This window comes from Streptomyces thermoviolaceus, assembly GCF_045209695.1.
Taxonomy (GTDB): Bacteria; Actinomycetota; Actinomycetes; order Streptomycetales; family Streptomycetaceae; genus Streptomyces; species Streptomyces thermoviolaceus.
Genome location: NZ_CP109280.1, coordinates 1545209 through 1559681 on the forward strand (window position 1 = coordinate 1545209; position 14473 = coordinate 1559681).

Consider the following 14473-nt stretch of genomic DNA (forward strand, 5'->3'; position numbering starts at 1 on the left):
GGCTGCGTCGCGTCTTCTTCCTGCACGGTTCCCGACCGGCAGGACATTGTCCATCCCCCGGCCCGGGTCCGTCCCGTCCGTCCCCCGGACAGGTGGCGTCCCGGCGGACCCGCGCCCGGGGGTTGCCGGTCAGCTCTGGCCGACCCGGTCACCCACGAGCGTGCCGATCTTCTCACCCTTGACGGCGCGGGCGATGTTGCCCTCCTTCAGGAGTTCGAACACGACGATCGGCAGCTGGTTGTCGCGGCACAGCGTGATCGCCGTGGCGTCGGCGACCTTCAGGTCGCGGGTGATGACCTCTCCGTAGCCGAGCGCGTCGAACTTCACGGCGTCCGGGTTGGTCTTGGGGTCGGAGTCGTAAACCCCGTCCACGCCGTTCTTGCCCATGAGCAGCGCCTCGGCGTCGATCTCCAGGGCACGCTGGGCGGCGGTGGTGTCGGTGGAGAAGTACGGCATGCCCATACCGGCGCCGAAGATCACCACCCGGCCCTTCTCCAGGTGGCGCACGGCGCGCAGCGGGATGTAGGGCTCGGCGACCTGGCCCATGGTGATGGCGGTCTGCACCCGGCAGTCCACGCCTTCCTTCTCCAGGAAGTCCTGCAGCGCCAGGCAGTTCATCACGGTGCCGAGCATGCCCATGTAGTCGGACCGGGCCCGGTCCATGCCGCGCGTCTGCAGTTCGGCGCCGCGGAAGAAGTTGCCGCCGCCGATCACGATGGCGATCTGGGCGCCGTCACGGACGACGGCCGCGATCTCGCGTGCGATGGCGTGCACCACGTCGGGGTCGACGCCCAGGCCCCCGCCGCCGGAGAAGGCCTCTCCGGACAGCTTCAGCAGAAACCGGCCGGGTACTTTGCCGTCGTCGCTCTTCTGGGCCTTGGTGGTCATGTCTATCCCGCCTCTGTTACGTGGTGCACATACGAAGAAGGCCATTGCCGGTGGGGCGTGTCTCGCATCCCATGCAGCGGCAATGGCCTCCTCGTCAGATCTGCCGTCGTCCGCCGTGCCCGGACGCCTGCCGGCACGGGTGCCGACGGGCGGGGGCGACGGGGACGACTGCTGTCGACCCTGTCCGGGTCGGGTGTCCGCCGGGCGGCGGACTCAACGGACTCAGATGCCGACCTTGATGCGCGTGAAGCGCTTCAGGGTGACACCGGCCTCCTCCAGGACCTTCTGGACCGACTTCTTGTTGTCCAGCGCGTACGGCTGGCCGAGCAGGGTGGCGTCCTTGAAGAAGCCGTTCAGACGGCCCTCGACGATCTTCGGGATCGCGGCCTCGGGCTTGCCCTCGGCGCGGGTGGTCTCCTCGGCGATCCGGCGCTCCTTCTCGACGATCTCGGCCGGGACGTCGTCCTTGGAGAGGTACTTCGGGGCGAACGCGGCGATGTGCTGGGCGACGCCCTTGGCGACCTCGGGGTTCGGCTTGTCGAACTCGACGAGGACACCGATCTGCGGGGGCAGGTCGGGCATCGTGCGGTGCATGTACGCGGTGACGAAGCCGTCCGAGAACTGCGCGAAGCGGTCCAGGACGATCTTCTCGCCCAGGTTGGCGTTGGCCTCGTCGACGAACGCCTGGACGGTCTTGCCGGGCTCGATCTCCGAGGCGAGCAGGGCCTCGATGTCGGCCGGGGAGGTCTTGGCGACGTGCTCGGCGATGGCCTTGGCCACGGACTGGAACTTCTCGCCCTTGGCGACGAAGTCCGTCTCGCACTTCAGCTCGACGAGGACACCGGAGGAGTTGTCCTCGGCGATGATCGACACGACGGCGCCGTTCTCGGCGGAGCGGCCCTCGCGCTTGGCGACACCCTTCTGGCCCTTGATGCGCAGCGCCTCGACGGCCTTCTCGATGTTGCCCTCGGCCTCGTCCAGCGCCTTCTTGCAGTCCATCATGCCGGCGCCGGTCAGCTCACGGAGCTTCTTGACGTCGGCGGCGGTGTAGTTCGCCATGAGTCTGTGAATCCTTCTCGAAGTCTGAAGATCGACGGTCAGTGGGCCGCGGGTCCCTCGCCGCTGCCGGGCGAGCCGCTCGTCGTCCGGGAGCCTGCGGCCTGCCGCTGACCTACGGGTGAACGGCGGGAGCGGACTTCATGCACCGCTCCCGCCGTCAACGCTGCCGCTGACGGGTCAGGCCTGCTTCTCGCCCTCGGCGGCCGGAGCCTCGGCCGGCTTGTCGGCCTGGGCGGCCTCGGCGGCCTTCTTCTCGCCCTCGAGCAGGTCGCGCTCCCACTCGGCGAGCGGCTCGCCCGCGGCCTTCTCACCCTTGCCCTCGGCACCGCCGGAGCGGGCGATGAGGCCCTCGGCGACGGCGTCGGCGATCACACGGGTGAGCAGGGTGACGGAGCGGATCGCGTCGTCGTTGCCCGGGATCTTGTAGTCGACCTCGTCGGGGTCACAGTTGGTGTCGAGGATGGCCACGACCGGGATGTTGAGCTTGCGGGCCTCGCCGACCGCGATGTGCTCCTTCTTGGTGTCCACGATCCAGATGGCGCTCGGCACCTTCTGCATGTCGCGGATACCGCCGAGGGTCTTCTCCAGCTTGGCCTTCTCGCGGGAGAGGACGAGCAGCTCCTTCTTGGTCAGGCCGGAGGAGGCCACGTCCTCGAAGTCGATCTGCTCCAGCTCCTTCAGGCGCTGCAGACGCTTGTAGACGGTGGAGAAGTTGGTGAGCATGCCGCCCAGCCAGCGCTGGTTGACGTACGGCATGCCGACGCGGGTGGCCTGCTCGGCGATGGCCTCCTGCGCCTGCTTCTTGGTACCGACGAACAGGATGGTGCCGCCGTGGGCGACCGTCTCCTTGACGAACTCGTAGGCGCGGTCGATGTACGACAGCGACTGGAGCAGGTCGATGATGTAGATGCCGTTGCGCTCGGTGAAGATGAAGCGCTTCATCTTCGGGTTCCAACGGCGGGTCTGGTGACCGAAGTGGACGCCGCTCTCCAGCAGCTCCCGCATCGTGACGACGGCCATGGCCGTACTCTCCTTGAGTCTCGGTTGTGTCGCGGAGGCCGGACGGCTCCCGCGCCTGACGCCCGCGATGCACCGTGCCACAAGGGACCGAGGGGTGCTGACACCGACGCTGATCACCGGATGTCGGGGCGTGCGAAGTCGACCCGGTGGCCCGGGTCGCCACGAGAAGTGTACGGGACCCGGAGCGCGGCGGGTGACGCAGATGTCCACAACCGACGAGTAATCCCCAGGCCACGGCGGGTTCGGCCCGGCTGCGGGAGCCTGGGCCCATGTCTGGGATGCGCGGGACGCGGCCGGTGACGCCCGGGGCGCGCCGGCCGGGCGGTCGGCTCGGTCTGCTGCTGGGGGCGGCGGGAGCGCTGCTGGCGTCGGCGGCGTGGGCGAGCGCACTACCGGCCGGCGGCCCGGCGGCCGATGGTGCGGCGGCAGGGGCGGTCGGTGGTGCGACGGCAGGGATGGAGGCGGTGGCCGCGGCGATGGTCGGTGCGGCCGGTGCTCCGTCGGGGGCGCGGGATGCGCCCGTTGGTGCGCCGGTGACCGGAGGCGTGGCACCGGGCGATGCGGGTGCGGGCGGCGCGGCGGGCTCCCCGGGGAGCGAGGCGGACGCGGGCGGCGGGACGGACGTCTGGAGCGACGCACCGGGGGACGCGTCGGTGCCGGCCCTGGGCCGGGTGTGGCCGGTGGGGGTGCGGCCGCCGGTGCTGCGGGGCTGGGATCCACCGGCGACGACGTACGGGCGTGGGCACCGGGGCGTGGACCTGGGGGCGCCGCCGGGGGCCGTGGTGCGGGCGGTGGCTGCGGGCCGGGTGTCTTTCGCGGGCCGGGTGGCCGGTCGGGGCGTGGTGTCGGTGGAGCTGGCGGGGACGGGCACACCGGCGCTGCGGACGACGTACGAGCCGGTGCGGGCGTCGGTGCGGGAGGGCGAGACGGTGACCGCCGGGCAGGTCGTCGGCACGCTGGAGACGGCGGCGACGCGGTCGCACTGCGGCAGCGGCTGCCTGCACTGGGGGCTGCTGCGGGAGCGGACCTACCTGAATCCGCTGCTGCTCCTGCCGCCGCGGCTGCGCGACGGCGGCCCGCCGAGACTGCTTCCGGTGGTGGGGGTACCGGTGCCGGAGGACTGACCGGCTCGGCGGGGGCGGGACGGGCGGCGGGCGCCCCGTCTCAGCCGCGCACTCCGCGCAGCACCATCTCCACCGCCGCGTCGGCGACCGTCCCCGGTTCCTCGGCCACGCCCGCCTCGATCCGGCGCACGGCCGCGTCCACCACGCCCTGCACCAGCATCGCCGCGAGACGGGGCCGGTCGTGCCCCAGCTCGCCCAGGGCCTCGACGATCATGGCGACGAGCTCGCCGTGGGCCTGGCGGATCTTCTCCCGCGCCCCGGCGTCCAGTTCGCTCGCCGAGATCGCCACCACGGCCCGGTGCCGGCGGTCCCCGACCAGCTCCAGCTGCTTGCGGACGTACGCCTCCACCTTGGCCTCGGGGCCATGGGCGGAGGCCATGGCGGCGGCGACCTCCGCCGCCCACACCGGGAAGTCGACCGCGCACAGCTCCTCGACGACGGCGGCCCGGGAGCGGAAGTACTCGTACACCGAGGACCGCGCCAGCCCGGTGCGCTCGGCCAGGGCGGGGAAGGTCAGCGCGTCCGTCCCGCCCTCGGACAGCAGCGTCCGGGCCGCGTCCAGCAGGGCGGCGCGCTGCATCGACCGGTGCTCGGCCACGGAGGCCGCTCGAATCCTTGGCACGCCCCCACTGTACGGAGCGGCCGGCGCGGCACGCCGGGCGCCCGCGGCCCGGGACCGGCGGCCGGGGCGAGGGCGTGCCGGCCGGCCTCAGCGTCCGAAACCGGCCAGCTTGGCCCGCAGCTGCAGCACCGACTTGGTGTGGATCTGACTGACCCGGCTCTCGGTCACCCCCAGGACGTTGCCGATCTCGGCGAGGGTGAGGCCTTCGTAGTAGTACAGCGTGACGACGGTCTTCTCCCGTTCGGGCAGCGTGTTGATCGCCCGGGCCAGGAAGCGGCGCAGCTCCCGGTCCTCGGCGATCTCCACGGGGTTGTCCGCGGCGGTGTCCTCCAGGGTGTCGATGAGGCTGAGCCGGTCGCCGCCCTCGCCGCCCACGTGCAGCAGCTCCTCCAGGGCCACCACGTTGGCCAGCGACAGCTGGCTGAAGACGGCGTGCAGCTCCTCCACCGCGATGCCCATCTCCTCGGCCACCTCGCTCTCGGTGGGGGTGCGCCGCAGCCGGGCCTCCAGCGTGGCGTACGCCCGCTCCACGTTGCGCGCCTTCTGCCGCACCGAGCGCGGGATCCAGTCCAGGGCGCGCAGTTCGTCGATCATGGCGCCGCGGATCCGGGTGATCGCATACGTCTCGAACTTGATCTCCCGGTCGATGTCGAACTTCTCGATGGCGTCGATCAGTCCGAAGACCCCCGAGGAGACGAAGTCGGCTTGTTCCACGTTGGGCGGCAGGCCGACACTGACCCGTCCGGCCACGTACTTGACCAGCGGTGAGTAGTGCAGGATCAGCTGCTCCCGCAGCCGCTCGTCCCCCGTCGCCTTGTACGACCGCCACAGCTCGTCGAGCGTCGAGGGGGCGGGCGGCCGCACGCTGCCGCCGTCACGGGCGGCTGGGGGGGTCGCCGCCCGGTCGGACCCGGAGGTGTGCTGGGGCATTCGTCGCCTTGTGTTCGGTTCTGCCGTGGGGTGCGGCTTTCTGGGTGAGTCGTCGGTATGGGGTCGGGATTCGATTGTTCTGCCTCGGAACCACGTGAGCGTAGCGTGACTGACGTGTCGCGGTACGCGAACCGCAGGGCACGAGGCGTGCGCAGATGCGTTCCGCGGGGCGCCCCACGGGGTCATCGGTGTCACCCGCGGTCACCTGCGCACCGCCCAACTGCGGGTATGCGCGCAGGTGTCGGCGTTCCCCCGGACGGATGAACACGGGCGGTCAGCGTCCGGTGCGGTCCGCGCGGGCCGAGATCACCGCCTGGCGTGTCAACCCCCATTCCTCGCCCTGTCGTTCGACATAGCCCAGCGCCCGGAGTTCGTACAGGCGAGCGATGGCGTCGTCCTCGGTGGTCCGTGCCTCGCGGGCGACGGCGTCCGCCGACGCGGTGCCCCGGCCGGGCAGCGCGGCCAGGACCTGCCGGGCGTCCGGGGCGAGCAGGTCGCGCGGGAGGACGGGTCCGCGCCGTTCGGGGGCGAGCTCGCCGATGGCGCCGACCAACTCGACGATCTCGGCGGCGTCGGTGACCAGTTCCGCCCCCTCGCGCAGCAGGTGGTGGACGCCGGCGGACAGGGCGCTGGTGGCCGGGCCGGGGACGCCCATGGTGTGCCGGCCCAGCCGCCGCGCCGCGCGGGCCGTGACGAGCGAGCCGCTGCGGTGGGCGGCCTCGACGACCACGGTGCCGCGGGTGAGGGCCGCGATGACCCGGTTGCGGACCAGGAATCTGCTGGGCGTGGGGTGGTCGCCGGGCGGCAGTTCGCCGATCACCAGGCCCTGCCGCGCCACCCGGTCGATCAGCTCGGTGTGGCCGCGCGGATAGGGCCGGTCGACGCCGCAGGCCAGCACCGCGACGGTGGCGCCGCCGCCGGCGAGCGTGCCGCGGTGGGCGGCGCCGTCGATGCCGTAGGCGCCGCCGGAGACGACGACCCAGCCGCGTTCGGCGAGGCCTGCGGCGAGCGTGGTCGCCATGTGGGCGCCGTACGCGGTGCAGGCCCGGGCGCCGACCAGGGCCACCGACCGCAGCGCCCACATGCGCAGGTGGGGCCGGCCGCGCACCCACAGCCCGGTGGGCCGGGCATCGCCCAGGTCGTCGAGCTGGGCGGGCCACTCGGTGTCGCCGGGGCACACGAACCGCACCCCGGCCTCCCGGGCGGCGGCCAGGTCCCGCCGGGGGTCGGCACGTGCGGCCCGCGCCCGCAGCCCGGCCCATCGCTTGTCGGACACCCCGGGCAGCCGGTGCGTGCCCGCGCGCAGCCGCCGGGCCAGCTCCACGGCTCCCATTTCCCGCACCCAGCGGCCCGCGGTCTCGTCGCCCGGCTCGACGACGCGGCTGAGGAAGGCCCGCGCCAGCCGCTCGTCCTCGTCACCGCCGTCCGGGGCGCAGGGGCCGGGGCCGTCGGCCGGGGCGCAGGCACCGGAACCGCCGTCCGGGGCGCAGGGGCCGGGGCCGTCGGCCGGGGCGGGGCCGTCCGCGGCGGCCGTCCGGAGCCCGGGGTCGGCGGGCAGGGCCGCGGTGGACGCGCCGTCGGCGGTGCGGGCGTCGTCCGCTCCGGGCGGCGCGGTGCCGCCGGGGGCGGTCATGCCGCACCTTCGAGGGTCATGGGCACCCCGCGCGGCACGCCGGTGCGCAGGTGCAGGGCCAGGGCGACGTCGTCGGCGTCCGGGCGGTCGTGGCCGACGAGGTCCGCGACCGTCCAGGCGACCCGGAGCACACGGTCCAGGCCGCGGGCGGTGAGCAGGCCGCGCTCCAGCCCGCGTTCCGCCTCGTCCAGCGCTCCGGGGGCCGCCTGCCACCGGCTGCGCAGCTCCCGTCCGGGCACCTCGCTGTTGGTGCGCCACGGGGTTCCGGCGAGCCGTGCCGCGGCGCGTTCCCGGGCGGCGCGCACCCGGTCGGCGACCGTGGCGGTGGACTCGCCGCGTGCTCCGCCCCGGGCCAGCTCCTCCCGGGTCACCGGGTCGACCTCGACCCGCAGGTCGACCCGGTCCAGCAGCGGCCCGGACAGTCGGGCCTGGTAGCGGCGGACCGCCGAGGGCGGGCATGCGCAGGACCCGTCCCGCAGCGAGAACCGGCCGCACGGGCACGGGTTGGCGGCGAGGACCATCAGGAACCGTGCCGGGAAGCGGACCACCCCCGCGCTGCGGGCGACCACCACATGCCCGCACTCCAGGGGCTGGCGCAGGGCGTCCAGGGCGTGGCTGCTGAACTCCGCGGCCTCGTCCAGGAAGAGCACACCGCGGTGAGCGAGGGAGACGGCGCCTGGGCGGGCGACGCCGCGACCGCCGCCGACCAGGGACTGCATGGTCGCGGAGTGGTGCGGGGCGCAGTAGGGGGCGGTGTCGATCAGGGGTCGGCCCGGCGGCAGCAGCCCGGCCACCGAGTGGACGGCGGTGACCTCCAGGGACTCCTGCCGGCCGAGCGGGGGCAGGATGCCGGGCAGCCGCTCGGCGAGCATGGTCTTGCCGGCGCCGGGCGGTCCCTCGAGGAACAGGTGGTGTCCGCCGGCCGCGGCGACCTGGAGGGCCGTGCGGGCGGCGTGCTGGCCGACGACGTCGGCGAGGTCGTGCCCGTGGTCGTCCTGGACGGCGCCGATGGTGTGCAGAAAGGTGGCCTCGCCGGTGCCGGGCATGCGCAGCCCGGTCGGCAGCGGGTCGGCGCGGCCGGCCTCGTCGGGTTCCTCCTGCGGCACGGGTTCGTCGGCGAGCACGGCGATCAGCTGCCGCAGGCTGCGGATGCCGAGCACCGACATCCCGGGCACCAGCGACGCCTCGGCGGCCGCGCACTCGGGCACCACCACCTGCTCGTAGCCGGCGTCCGCCGCGGCCAGCACGGCCGGCAGGATGCCCCGTACCGGACGCACCCGGCCGTCCAGGCCCAGTTCTCCGATCATGACCACGTCGGTGAGCGTGCGGGGGTCGATCCGCTGGGCGGCGCCGAGCACCGCGCAGGCCACGGCGAGGTCGAAGCCGCTGCCGCCCTTGGGCACCGAGGCGGGGCTCAGGCCCACCGTGAGCTTCTTCTGCGGCCACTCGGCGCCGGAGTTGACCACTGCGGCCCGCACCCGGTCGCGGCTCTCGCTCAGGCTCTTGTCGGGCAGGCCCACCAGGGTGAAGGCGGCGACGCCCGGTTCCAGGTCGGCCTGGACCTCGACGACTACGCCTTCCACCCCGACCAGGGCCACGGAGCAGGTCCGGGCGAATCCCATCAGGCCACCCCCCTGACGTGCTCGACGCGGGGCGCGCCGCGGCGGGGCAGCTGGACGCCGACCAGGTCGATGCGAACGCCGCCCGGGGGTGCGCCTCCGTGCTGGGCGATCCAGCGTTCGGCCAGGGCGCGCAGCCGCCGGACCCGGGCCGGGGTGATGGCGGCCATCGGGTGCTCGAAGGCGTCCGTGCGGCGGGTCTTGACCTCGCAGACCACCAGGACGTCCCCGTCCCGGGCCACGATGTCGATCTCGCCTCTCCTGCCGCAGCGCCAGTTGCGCTGCAGGACGGTCATGCCCGCGCCGCCCAGGCGCCGGGCGGCGAGGTTCTCGCCGTAGCGGCCGAGTCCGTTGCGTGCCTTGCTCATGTCGGCACCACCTCCGGCGTCCACGGTGGCACCGGACGGACCCCGGTGGTGATCTTGGTGGGTTACTCCGCGGTTGTGGACAACCCGGTCACCCGGAAGGGGGGTTCACCCCCGCCCCGCCCCGGGACACAGGGGGCGAGCCCGAGGATCAGCGCGCGCCCGGGATCAGGTCGCGACCCGACTGCGGGCGGGCACCCGTCATCCGCTGGGCAGCTCCAGATCGCTCTTGTTCAGCTCCTCGATGTTCACGTCCTTGAAGGTGAGGACGCGCACCTGCTTGACGAAGCGCGCCGGCCGGTACATGTCCCACACCCAGGCGTCGGCCATGGTCACCTCGAAGAACACCTCACCCTGGACGGAGTGCACCTGCATCTCGTAGTCGTTGGTGAGGTAGAAGCGCCGCTCGGTCTCGATCACGTATTTGAACAGACCGACGACATCGCGGTACTCCCGGTAGAGCTTCAGCTCCATCTCGGTCTCGTACTTCTCGAGGTCCTCGGCGCTCATGGCATGTTCCCCTTCAGCCGTACGGTCCCCCCATTGTGCGCCAGTACCGTGAGCCACTAGACGATTTCGGTGTCCAGCAGCACGGGCCCGGCCGGAGGACCTTCGTCGAGCAGCGTGCGCAGCAGCTCGGCGAGTCTGGTCGGATACACCGTCTCATGGGCGCGGGCCAGTTCCTGACACGTCCACCAGCGTGCTCCGGCGACGCTGCGCCGTTCCAGCTCGGTCAGGGCGGTGGGGGCGGTCGCCGTCCGGGTGGTGCGGGCCAGGTAGTACCACTCGTCCTGGTTCCAGCGGCGGCCGGCGAACGGGAAGGAGCAGCGCCGCTGCCACAGCACCGGGCCGAGCTGGACGTCGGTGATGCCGGTCTCCTCCGCGAGTTCCCTCAGTGCGGCCTGTTCACGGGTCTCGTCGCCCTCCAGGCCGCCACCGGGGGTGAACCACCAGTCGTCCTCCGGGTCGCCCGGCTCGTGACCGTGCAGCAGCAGGATGCGGTCCTCGGGGTCGAGCAGGACCACCCGGGCCACCTTGCGTATCTCCCCGTCGAGGGGAAGGGGCTGGTCAGCGGGCACCGGCGGGCTCCGTCCGGGTGCGGGACCGGGAGCGGCCCAGCCGGCTCGCGACCGGGCCGTAGGCGGCTCCGCCGAGGACCAGCACGGCTCCGGCCACGACGAGCCACCCGATGGTGCGCAGCGGCCCCGGCGTGGACAGCTCACCGAGCGCGGCGAAGCCGCTGGGGCGCTCCAGCATGCCCTTCATCGGCCAGACGACGGCGTCGACCCGGGCGGTGACGTCGGCGCGGGAGACGGTGCCCCGGGCCGCGTCCTGCAGGTGGGCGGTGGAGTCCAGGGAGCCCCGGCGTTCGTCGCCCAGCAGGAACAGGCGCCCCTCGGGCACCTGCACCGCCGGGAAGTCCGTGATCTCGGCGGGGCCGCCCTTCAGGTAGGGCTCGTCGATCTGCTTGCCGTTCACGGTGAGCTTGCCGTGCGTGCAGCAGGACACCGTGTCGCCGCCGACGGCCACGACGCGCTTGACCACGGGGGCGTTGTCCGCCCAGGTCCGGTCGTGGAAGACGACGACGTCCCCGCGGCGCACCTCGTCGCCGTCGATGCGCTGGGCCAGCACCCGGTCGCCCACGCCGATGGTCGGGGTCATGGAGCTGGTGGGCACGGTGTACGGCCGGTAGACCACCGCGCCCCATGCGAAGCCGCCGAGGAACAGCACCAGGCCGAGGGCCACGACGAGGCCGGACAGCCGCTGTCCGGTTCTGCCGCCCGCCGGGGTCCGTCCGGTGCCGCCGCTGCGCGCGGCTGTGCCTGTCGTGCTCTCACCGCCCATGGACCCGCACCCTACCCGGCGGTACCCGCACCGGTCAGCCCTGCTTCCCGCAACGGATCACAGCTCCGCAGGGGCTTCACGACGCCGACGGCGCGCCGGGTCGGCACGTCGGCGGCAGGCCGGGTCAGCGGGAGCCGGCGGCAGGCCGGGTCAGCGGGAGCCGGCGGCGGTCGTCCCGCTGCCGCGTCCGCCGTCGGTGTGCCAGGTCCGCCTGCGGCGCCAGAGCACCAGCGGCACGGTCGCGCTGAGCGCCACGGCGCCGGGGGCGACGGTCAGGGCCGCCGCCGACGATGCCGTCGTCCCCTGCTGGTCGAGGCCGGGCTGGTCGAAGGTGTCGGGGACGGGCAGGGTGCCCCAGCGGGTGATCGGCCAGGCGCGCACGATGGCACGGCCGACGACGTCCTTCACCGGGACCATGCCGTGGTGCCGGTCGTTCTGGTTGTAGCGCGAGTCCCGGCTGTTCTGCCGGTGGTCGCCCATCACCCAGACGTAGCCCGGCGGCACGGTCACCTTGAACTGGCCGCCCTGGTCGTCGTAGCTGCAGGGGGTGTTGCCCGGGTAGACGTACGGCTCGTACAGCGGGTGGCCGTTGACCTTGACCGGGCCGGTGCCCTCGCACTCGACGGTGTCGCCGCCGACGCCGATGACCCGCTTGATCAGGTCCTTCTCCTCCGCGGACGGCATCAGGCCGATGGTGCTGAGGATCCGCTGCAGCGGGTTGGGGCTGGCCGTGGGTTCGCCGGCCAGCCAGTTGTCCGGGTCGTGGAAGACGACGACCTCGCCGCGGCCGGGCTCGGAACCGAACCAGGGGGTCAGCTTGTCGACCAGGACCCGGTCGCCGCGCTGGAGGGTGTTCTGCATCGAGTCGGACGGGATGGAGAACGCCTGCACGAGGAAGGTCTTGATCAGCAGCGCCAGCACCAGCGCGATACCGATCAGGATCGGCAGCTCCTTCCAGAAGGAGCGGGGCTTCTTCTCCTCCTGGGAGGGCTTGCCGGTGTCCTGCTGTGCGCTCTGGTTGTGCTCCGTCACCGTGCCGTCCTCGGCTGCGTCGCTCTCACTGCTCACGGTCACGGCACCGTCCGCGGTGCGTCCGCGAAACTCCTCGCCGTCGCTGCCGGACCGTGCGCCCGCCGCCACATCCCCCACGCCAACTCCTTACTCCGTGCCGCCGCCTGAGCCGTATCCGGTGCAGGCCCACCACTCCCATAACGAGCGGGAGTTCCGCGGGGCTCGGGAGCTGAACCGATCCGCGTGGACCGTCAGGGGCAACCCTATGCGACAGCCGCTCGGCCACGGCCGACCCTGCCGCCGCGTCGGGCACCCCGGCGAAAGTTTTGGGCTCTTCGAGCACACGCCAGTGGCTGAACGGCCACCCGATCAGCATCGCGCGCCCCACCACGGACTTCTCGGAGACCGTACCCCCGTACGGGGAGTTCATGTGGGCCCGGGAATCGGCCGAATAGCCCCGGTGGTCGCCCATCACCCACAGGCGGCCCGGGGGCACGGTGATGTCGAACCGCTGCTCGGAGGGTGCGTTGCCGGGGTACAGATAATCTCCCTCGTCCAGGGGATGGCCGTTGACGGTCACCCGTCCCTGGGCGTCGCAGCACGTGACGTGGTCGCCGCCGACGCCGACGACCCGTTTGATGAGGTCCTTCTCGTCGGCCGAGGGCAGCAGGCCGATGAAGGTCAGACCCTGTTTGATCTGTTCGACGACGACCGGGGCCTTCTTCGTCGTGGTCTGCTCGTCGCCCAGCCAGCCGCCCGGGTCGTGGAAGACGACGACGTCCCCGCGGTGCGGGGTGGCGCCGAACCACGGGGTGAGCTTGTCGACCAGGACCCGGTCGCCGATGCGGATGGTCTGCTCCATGGAGCCGGACGGGATCACGAAGGCCTGCACCAGGAACGTCTTCAGCACCAGGGCTATGAGGATCGCGATGCCGACCAGGAGGGGGACCTCGCGGGCGGCCGAGCGCCTGCGCTTGCGCTTGACCTTCCGCTGCAGTCTGCGCCGCTCGGCCCGGGTGCGGCCGCCGGTCGGTGCGACGGCGCGCCGGGACGCCGCGGGCGGCGGGCTGCCGACGGCGCGGCGGGACGCACGGCGCGGCCTGCCGCGGCTACCCATGGCCGCCGTCCACGGTGCGGGCCGCGGGCATCTGCGCGTAGGCGCCGGGCCGGGTCAGGTGCGCGAGACGGCCGAGGGGCCAGACGATCCAGTCGGCGCGGCCGACGACGTCGTCCACCGGGATCATGCCGCCGCCCGGCGAGCCGAGGTGGTCGCGGGAGTCGCTGGAGTCGCTGCGGTGGTCGCCGAGGACGAACAGGGTGCCGTCGGGCACGACCACGTCGAAGGGCACGGTGGAGGGGCGGTCACCGGGGTACAGGAAGGCCGACTCGTCGGCCGGGCGGCCGTTCACCTCGATCCTGCCCTCCGTGTCGCAGCAGACGACGTGGTCTCCTCCCACCCCCACAACGCGTTTGATGTAGTCCGCGTCCCCGAAGGAGCCGGTGCCGTCGAAGACCACGACGTCGCCCCGGCGCGGCGACGCCCCGAAGCGGTACGCCACCTTGTTCACCAGGACCCGGTCCCCGACGTCCAGCGTCGGCCGCATGGAGCCGCTCGGGATCTGGAAGGGCTGCAGCAGAAACGTGTTGACCCCGAGCAGCAGCGCCAGGCAGAGCAGGACGACGAGGGTCGCCCGCCCGCCGGGGAGCCACTCGGCGATCCGTCCGAGCGGTGAGGAGGGCGACAACGAGGAACGCGACCGTTCCTCCGGCCCCTGCGGCTCCGTCGCCGGGTCGGCTCCGGCGTCGCGGGGGCGGGAGGAGCGGTCGCGCTCCGTCTGCTGTGGTTCGGTGTCCATCGGGGCGGAATGCTAACCCGCCCCGATGTGATCCGAGGGAGCAGCGCTCAGCTCTCGCGCTTCTCCTTGATCTTCGCGGCCTTGCCGCGCAGGTCACGCAGGTAGTACAGCTTGGCGCGCCGCACGTCGCCCTTCGTGACCAGCTCGATCTTCTCCACGATCGGGGTGTGCACCGGGAAGGTGCGCTCGACGCCGACGGAGAAGGAGACCTTGCGGACCGTGAAGGTCTCGCGCACGCCGGAGCCCTGGCGGCGGATCACCACGCCCTTGAACTGCTGCACACGGGAGCGGTTGCCCTCGATGACACGGACGTGGACGTTGACGGTGTCGCCCGGGCGGAACGCCGGGATGTCCTTGCGGAGCGACGCGGCGTCGACGGTGTCGAGCAGGTGAGACATGTCGTCTGCTTTCTTCGCTGATGCCACAGGTCATCAGCGGCAACTAGGGATTTTCCATGAGACCGCCGCGCCGTCGGGGCGGGCGTCGTGTCCCCCTGTGGCA

16 protein-coding genes are annotated in these 14473 nt (G+C 72.8%); 1 reads left to right on the forward strand and 15 read right to left on the reverse strand.

The features are described 5' to 3' along the window. Nucleotides 1-129: 129 nt before the first annotated feature. The 3 genes from pyrH to rpsB form a co-directional block, all read right to left on the reverse strand. Nucleotides 130-888: a UMP kinase gene (gene pyrH, locus OG899_RS06670; protein ID WP_125499899.1), complete on the reverse strand. Its 759-nt coding sequence runs from the start codon at nt 886-888 to the stop codon at nt 130-132. 222 nt (nt 889-1110) lie between these two features. After that, a complete protein-coding gene (gene tsf, locus OG899_RS06675; RefSeq protein ID WP_168131274.1) occupies nt 1111-1947 on the reverse strand; it encodes a translation elongation factor Ts in 837 nt (278 codons plus the stop codon). A gap of 177 nt (nt 1948-2124) precedes the next feature. Continuing rightward, a complete protein-coding gene (rpsB, locus tag OG899_RS06680) occupies nt 2125-2967 on the reverse strand; it encodes a 30S ribosomal protein S2 (protein WP_168131273.1) in 843 nt (280 codons plus the stop codon). Between the two features lie 476 nt (nt 2968-3443). Here rpsB and OG899_RS06685 point away from each other — a divergent pair, with 476 nt between their 5' ends. After that, complete coding sequence (locus tag OG899_RS06685) at nt 3444-4091, forward strand: M23 family metallopeptidase (protein ID WP_168131300.1); 648 nt, start codon at nt 3444-3446, stop codon at nt 4089-4091. Between the two features lie 40 nt (nt 4092-4131). On the opposite strand, the gene OG899_RS06690 is transcribed toward OG899_RS06685, so the two are convergent. The 12 genes from OG899_RS06690 to rplS all read right to left on the reverse strand — a co-directional run bounded on the left by OG899_RS06690 (nt 4132) and on the right by rplS (nt 14370). Then, nucleotides 4132-4689, reverse strand: coding sequence for a TetR/AcrR family transcriptional regulator (locus OG899_RS06690; protein ID WP_168131299.1), 558 nt, complete (start codon nt 4687-4689; stop codon nt 4132-4134). Between the two features lie 111 nt (nt 4690-4800). Continuing rightward, nucleotides 4801-5643, reverse strand: a complete 843-nt coding sequence (whiG, locus tag OG899_RS06695) for an RNA polymerase sigma factor WhiG (protein WP_125499458.1) — start codon at nt 5641-5643, stop codon at nt 4801-4803. A 274-nt stretch (nt 5644-5917) separates the two neighbouring features. Beyond that, complete coding sequence (gene dprA, locus OG899_RS06700) at nt 5918-7276, reverse strand: DNA-processing protein DprA (RefSeq protein ID WP_168131272.1); 1359 nt, start codon at nt 7274-7276, stop codon at nt 5918-5920. Continuing rightward, nucleotides 7273-8898 (reverse strand): YifB family Mg chelatase-like AAA ATPase, encoded by a 1626-nt coding sequence (locus OG899_RS06705; protein WP_125499457.1) that lies wholly within the window; start codon nt 8896-8898, stop codon nt 7273-7275. Before OG899_RS06705 ends, dprA begins: the two co-directional genes overlap by 4 nt. Continuing rightward, on the reverse strand, nt 8898-9263 hold the full coding sequence (locus tag OG899_RS06710) for a YraN family protein (RefSeq protein ID WP_125499456.1): 366 nt from the start codon (nt 9261-9263) through the stop codon (nt 8898-8900). Before OG899_RS06710 ends, OG899_RS06705 begins: the two co-directional genes overlap by 1 nt. Nucleotides 9264-9461: 198 nt before the next feature. Further along, a complete protein-coding gene (locus tag OG899_RS06715; protein ID WP_018544766.1) occupies nt 9462-9770 on the reverse strand; it encodes a DUF2469 domain-containing protein in 309 nt (102 codons plus the stop codon). A gap of 56 nt (nt 9771-9826) precedes the next feature. Then, nucleotides 9827-10339 (reverse strand): NUDIX hydrolase, encoded by a 513-nt coding sequence (locus OG899_RS06720; protein ID WP_125499455.1) that lies wholly within the window; start codon nt 10337-10339, stop codon nt 9827-9829. Further along, nucleotides 10329-11105 (reverse strand): signal peptidase I, encoded by a 777-nt coding sequence (gene lepB / locus OG899_RS06725; protein ID WP_125499454.1) that lies wholly within the window; start codon nt 11103-11105, stop codon nt 10329-10331. Before lepB (OG899_RS06725) ends, OG899_RS06720 begins: the two co-directional genes overlap by 11 nt. 150 nt (nt 11106-11255) lie before the next feature. Beyond that, nucleotides 11256-12137 (reverse strand): signal peptidase I, encoded by an 882-nt coding sequence (gene lepB, locus OG899_RS06730; RefSeq protein ID WP_373296079.1) that lies wholly within the window; start codon nt 12135-12137, stop codon nt 11256-11258. A 25-nt stretch (nt 12138-12162) separates the two neighbouring features. After that, on the reverse strand, nt 12163-13233 hold the full coding sequence (lepB, locus tag OG899_RS06735; protein ID WP_125499452.1) for a signal peptidase I: 1071 nt from the start codon (nt 13231-13233) through the stop codon (nt 12163-12165). Continuing rightward, on the reverse strand, nt 13226-13972 hold the full coding sequence (gene lepB, locus OG899_RS06740) for a signal peptidase I (RefSeq protein WP_125499451.1): 747 nt from the start codon (nt 13970-13972) through the stop codon (nt 13226-13228). Before lepB (OG899_RS06740) ends, lepB (OG899_RS06735) begins: the two co-directional genes overlap by 8 nt. 47 nt (nt 13973-14019) lie before the next feature. After that, entirely contained in the window at nt 14020-14370 is a 351-nt protein-coding gene (gene rplS, locus OG899_RS06745) for a 50S ribosomal protein L19 (RefSeq protein WP_125499450.1), read from the reverse strand. Nucleotides 14371-14473 lie beyond the last annotated feature (103 nt).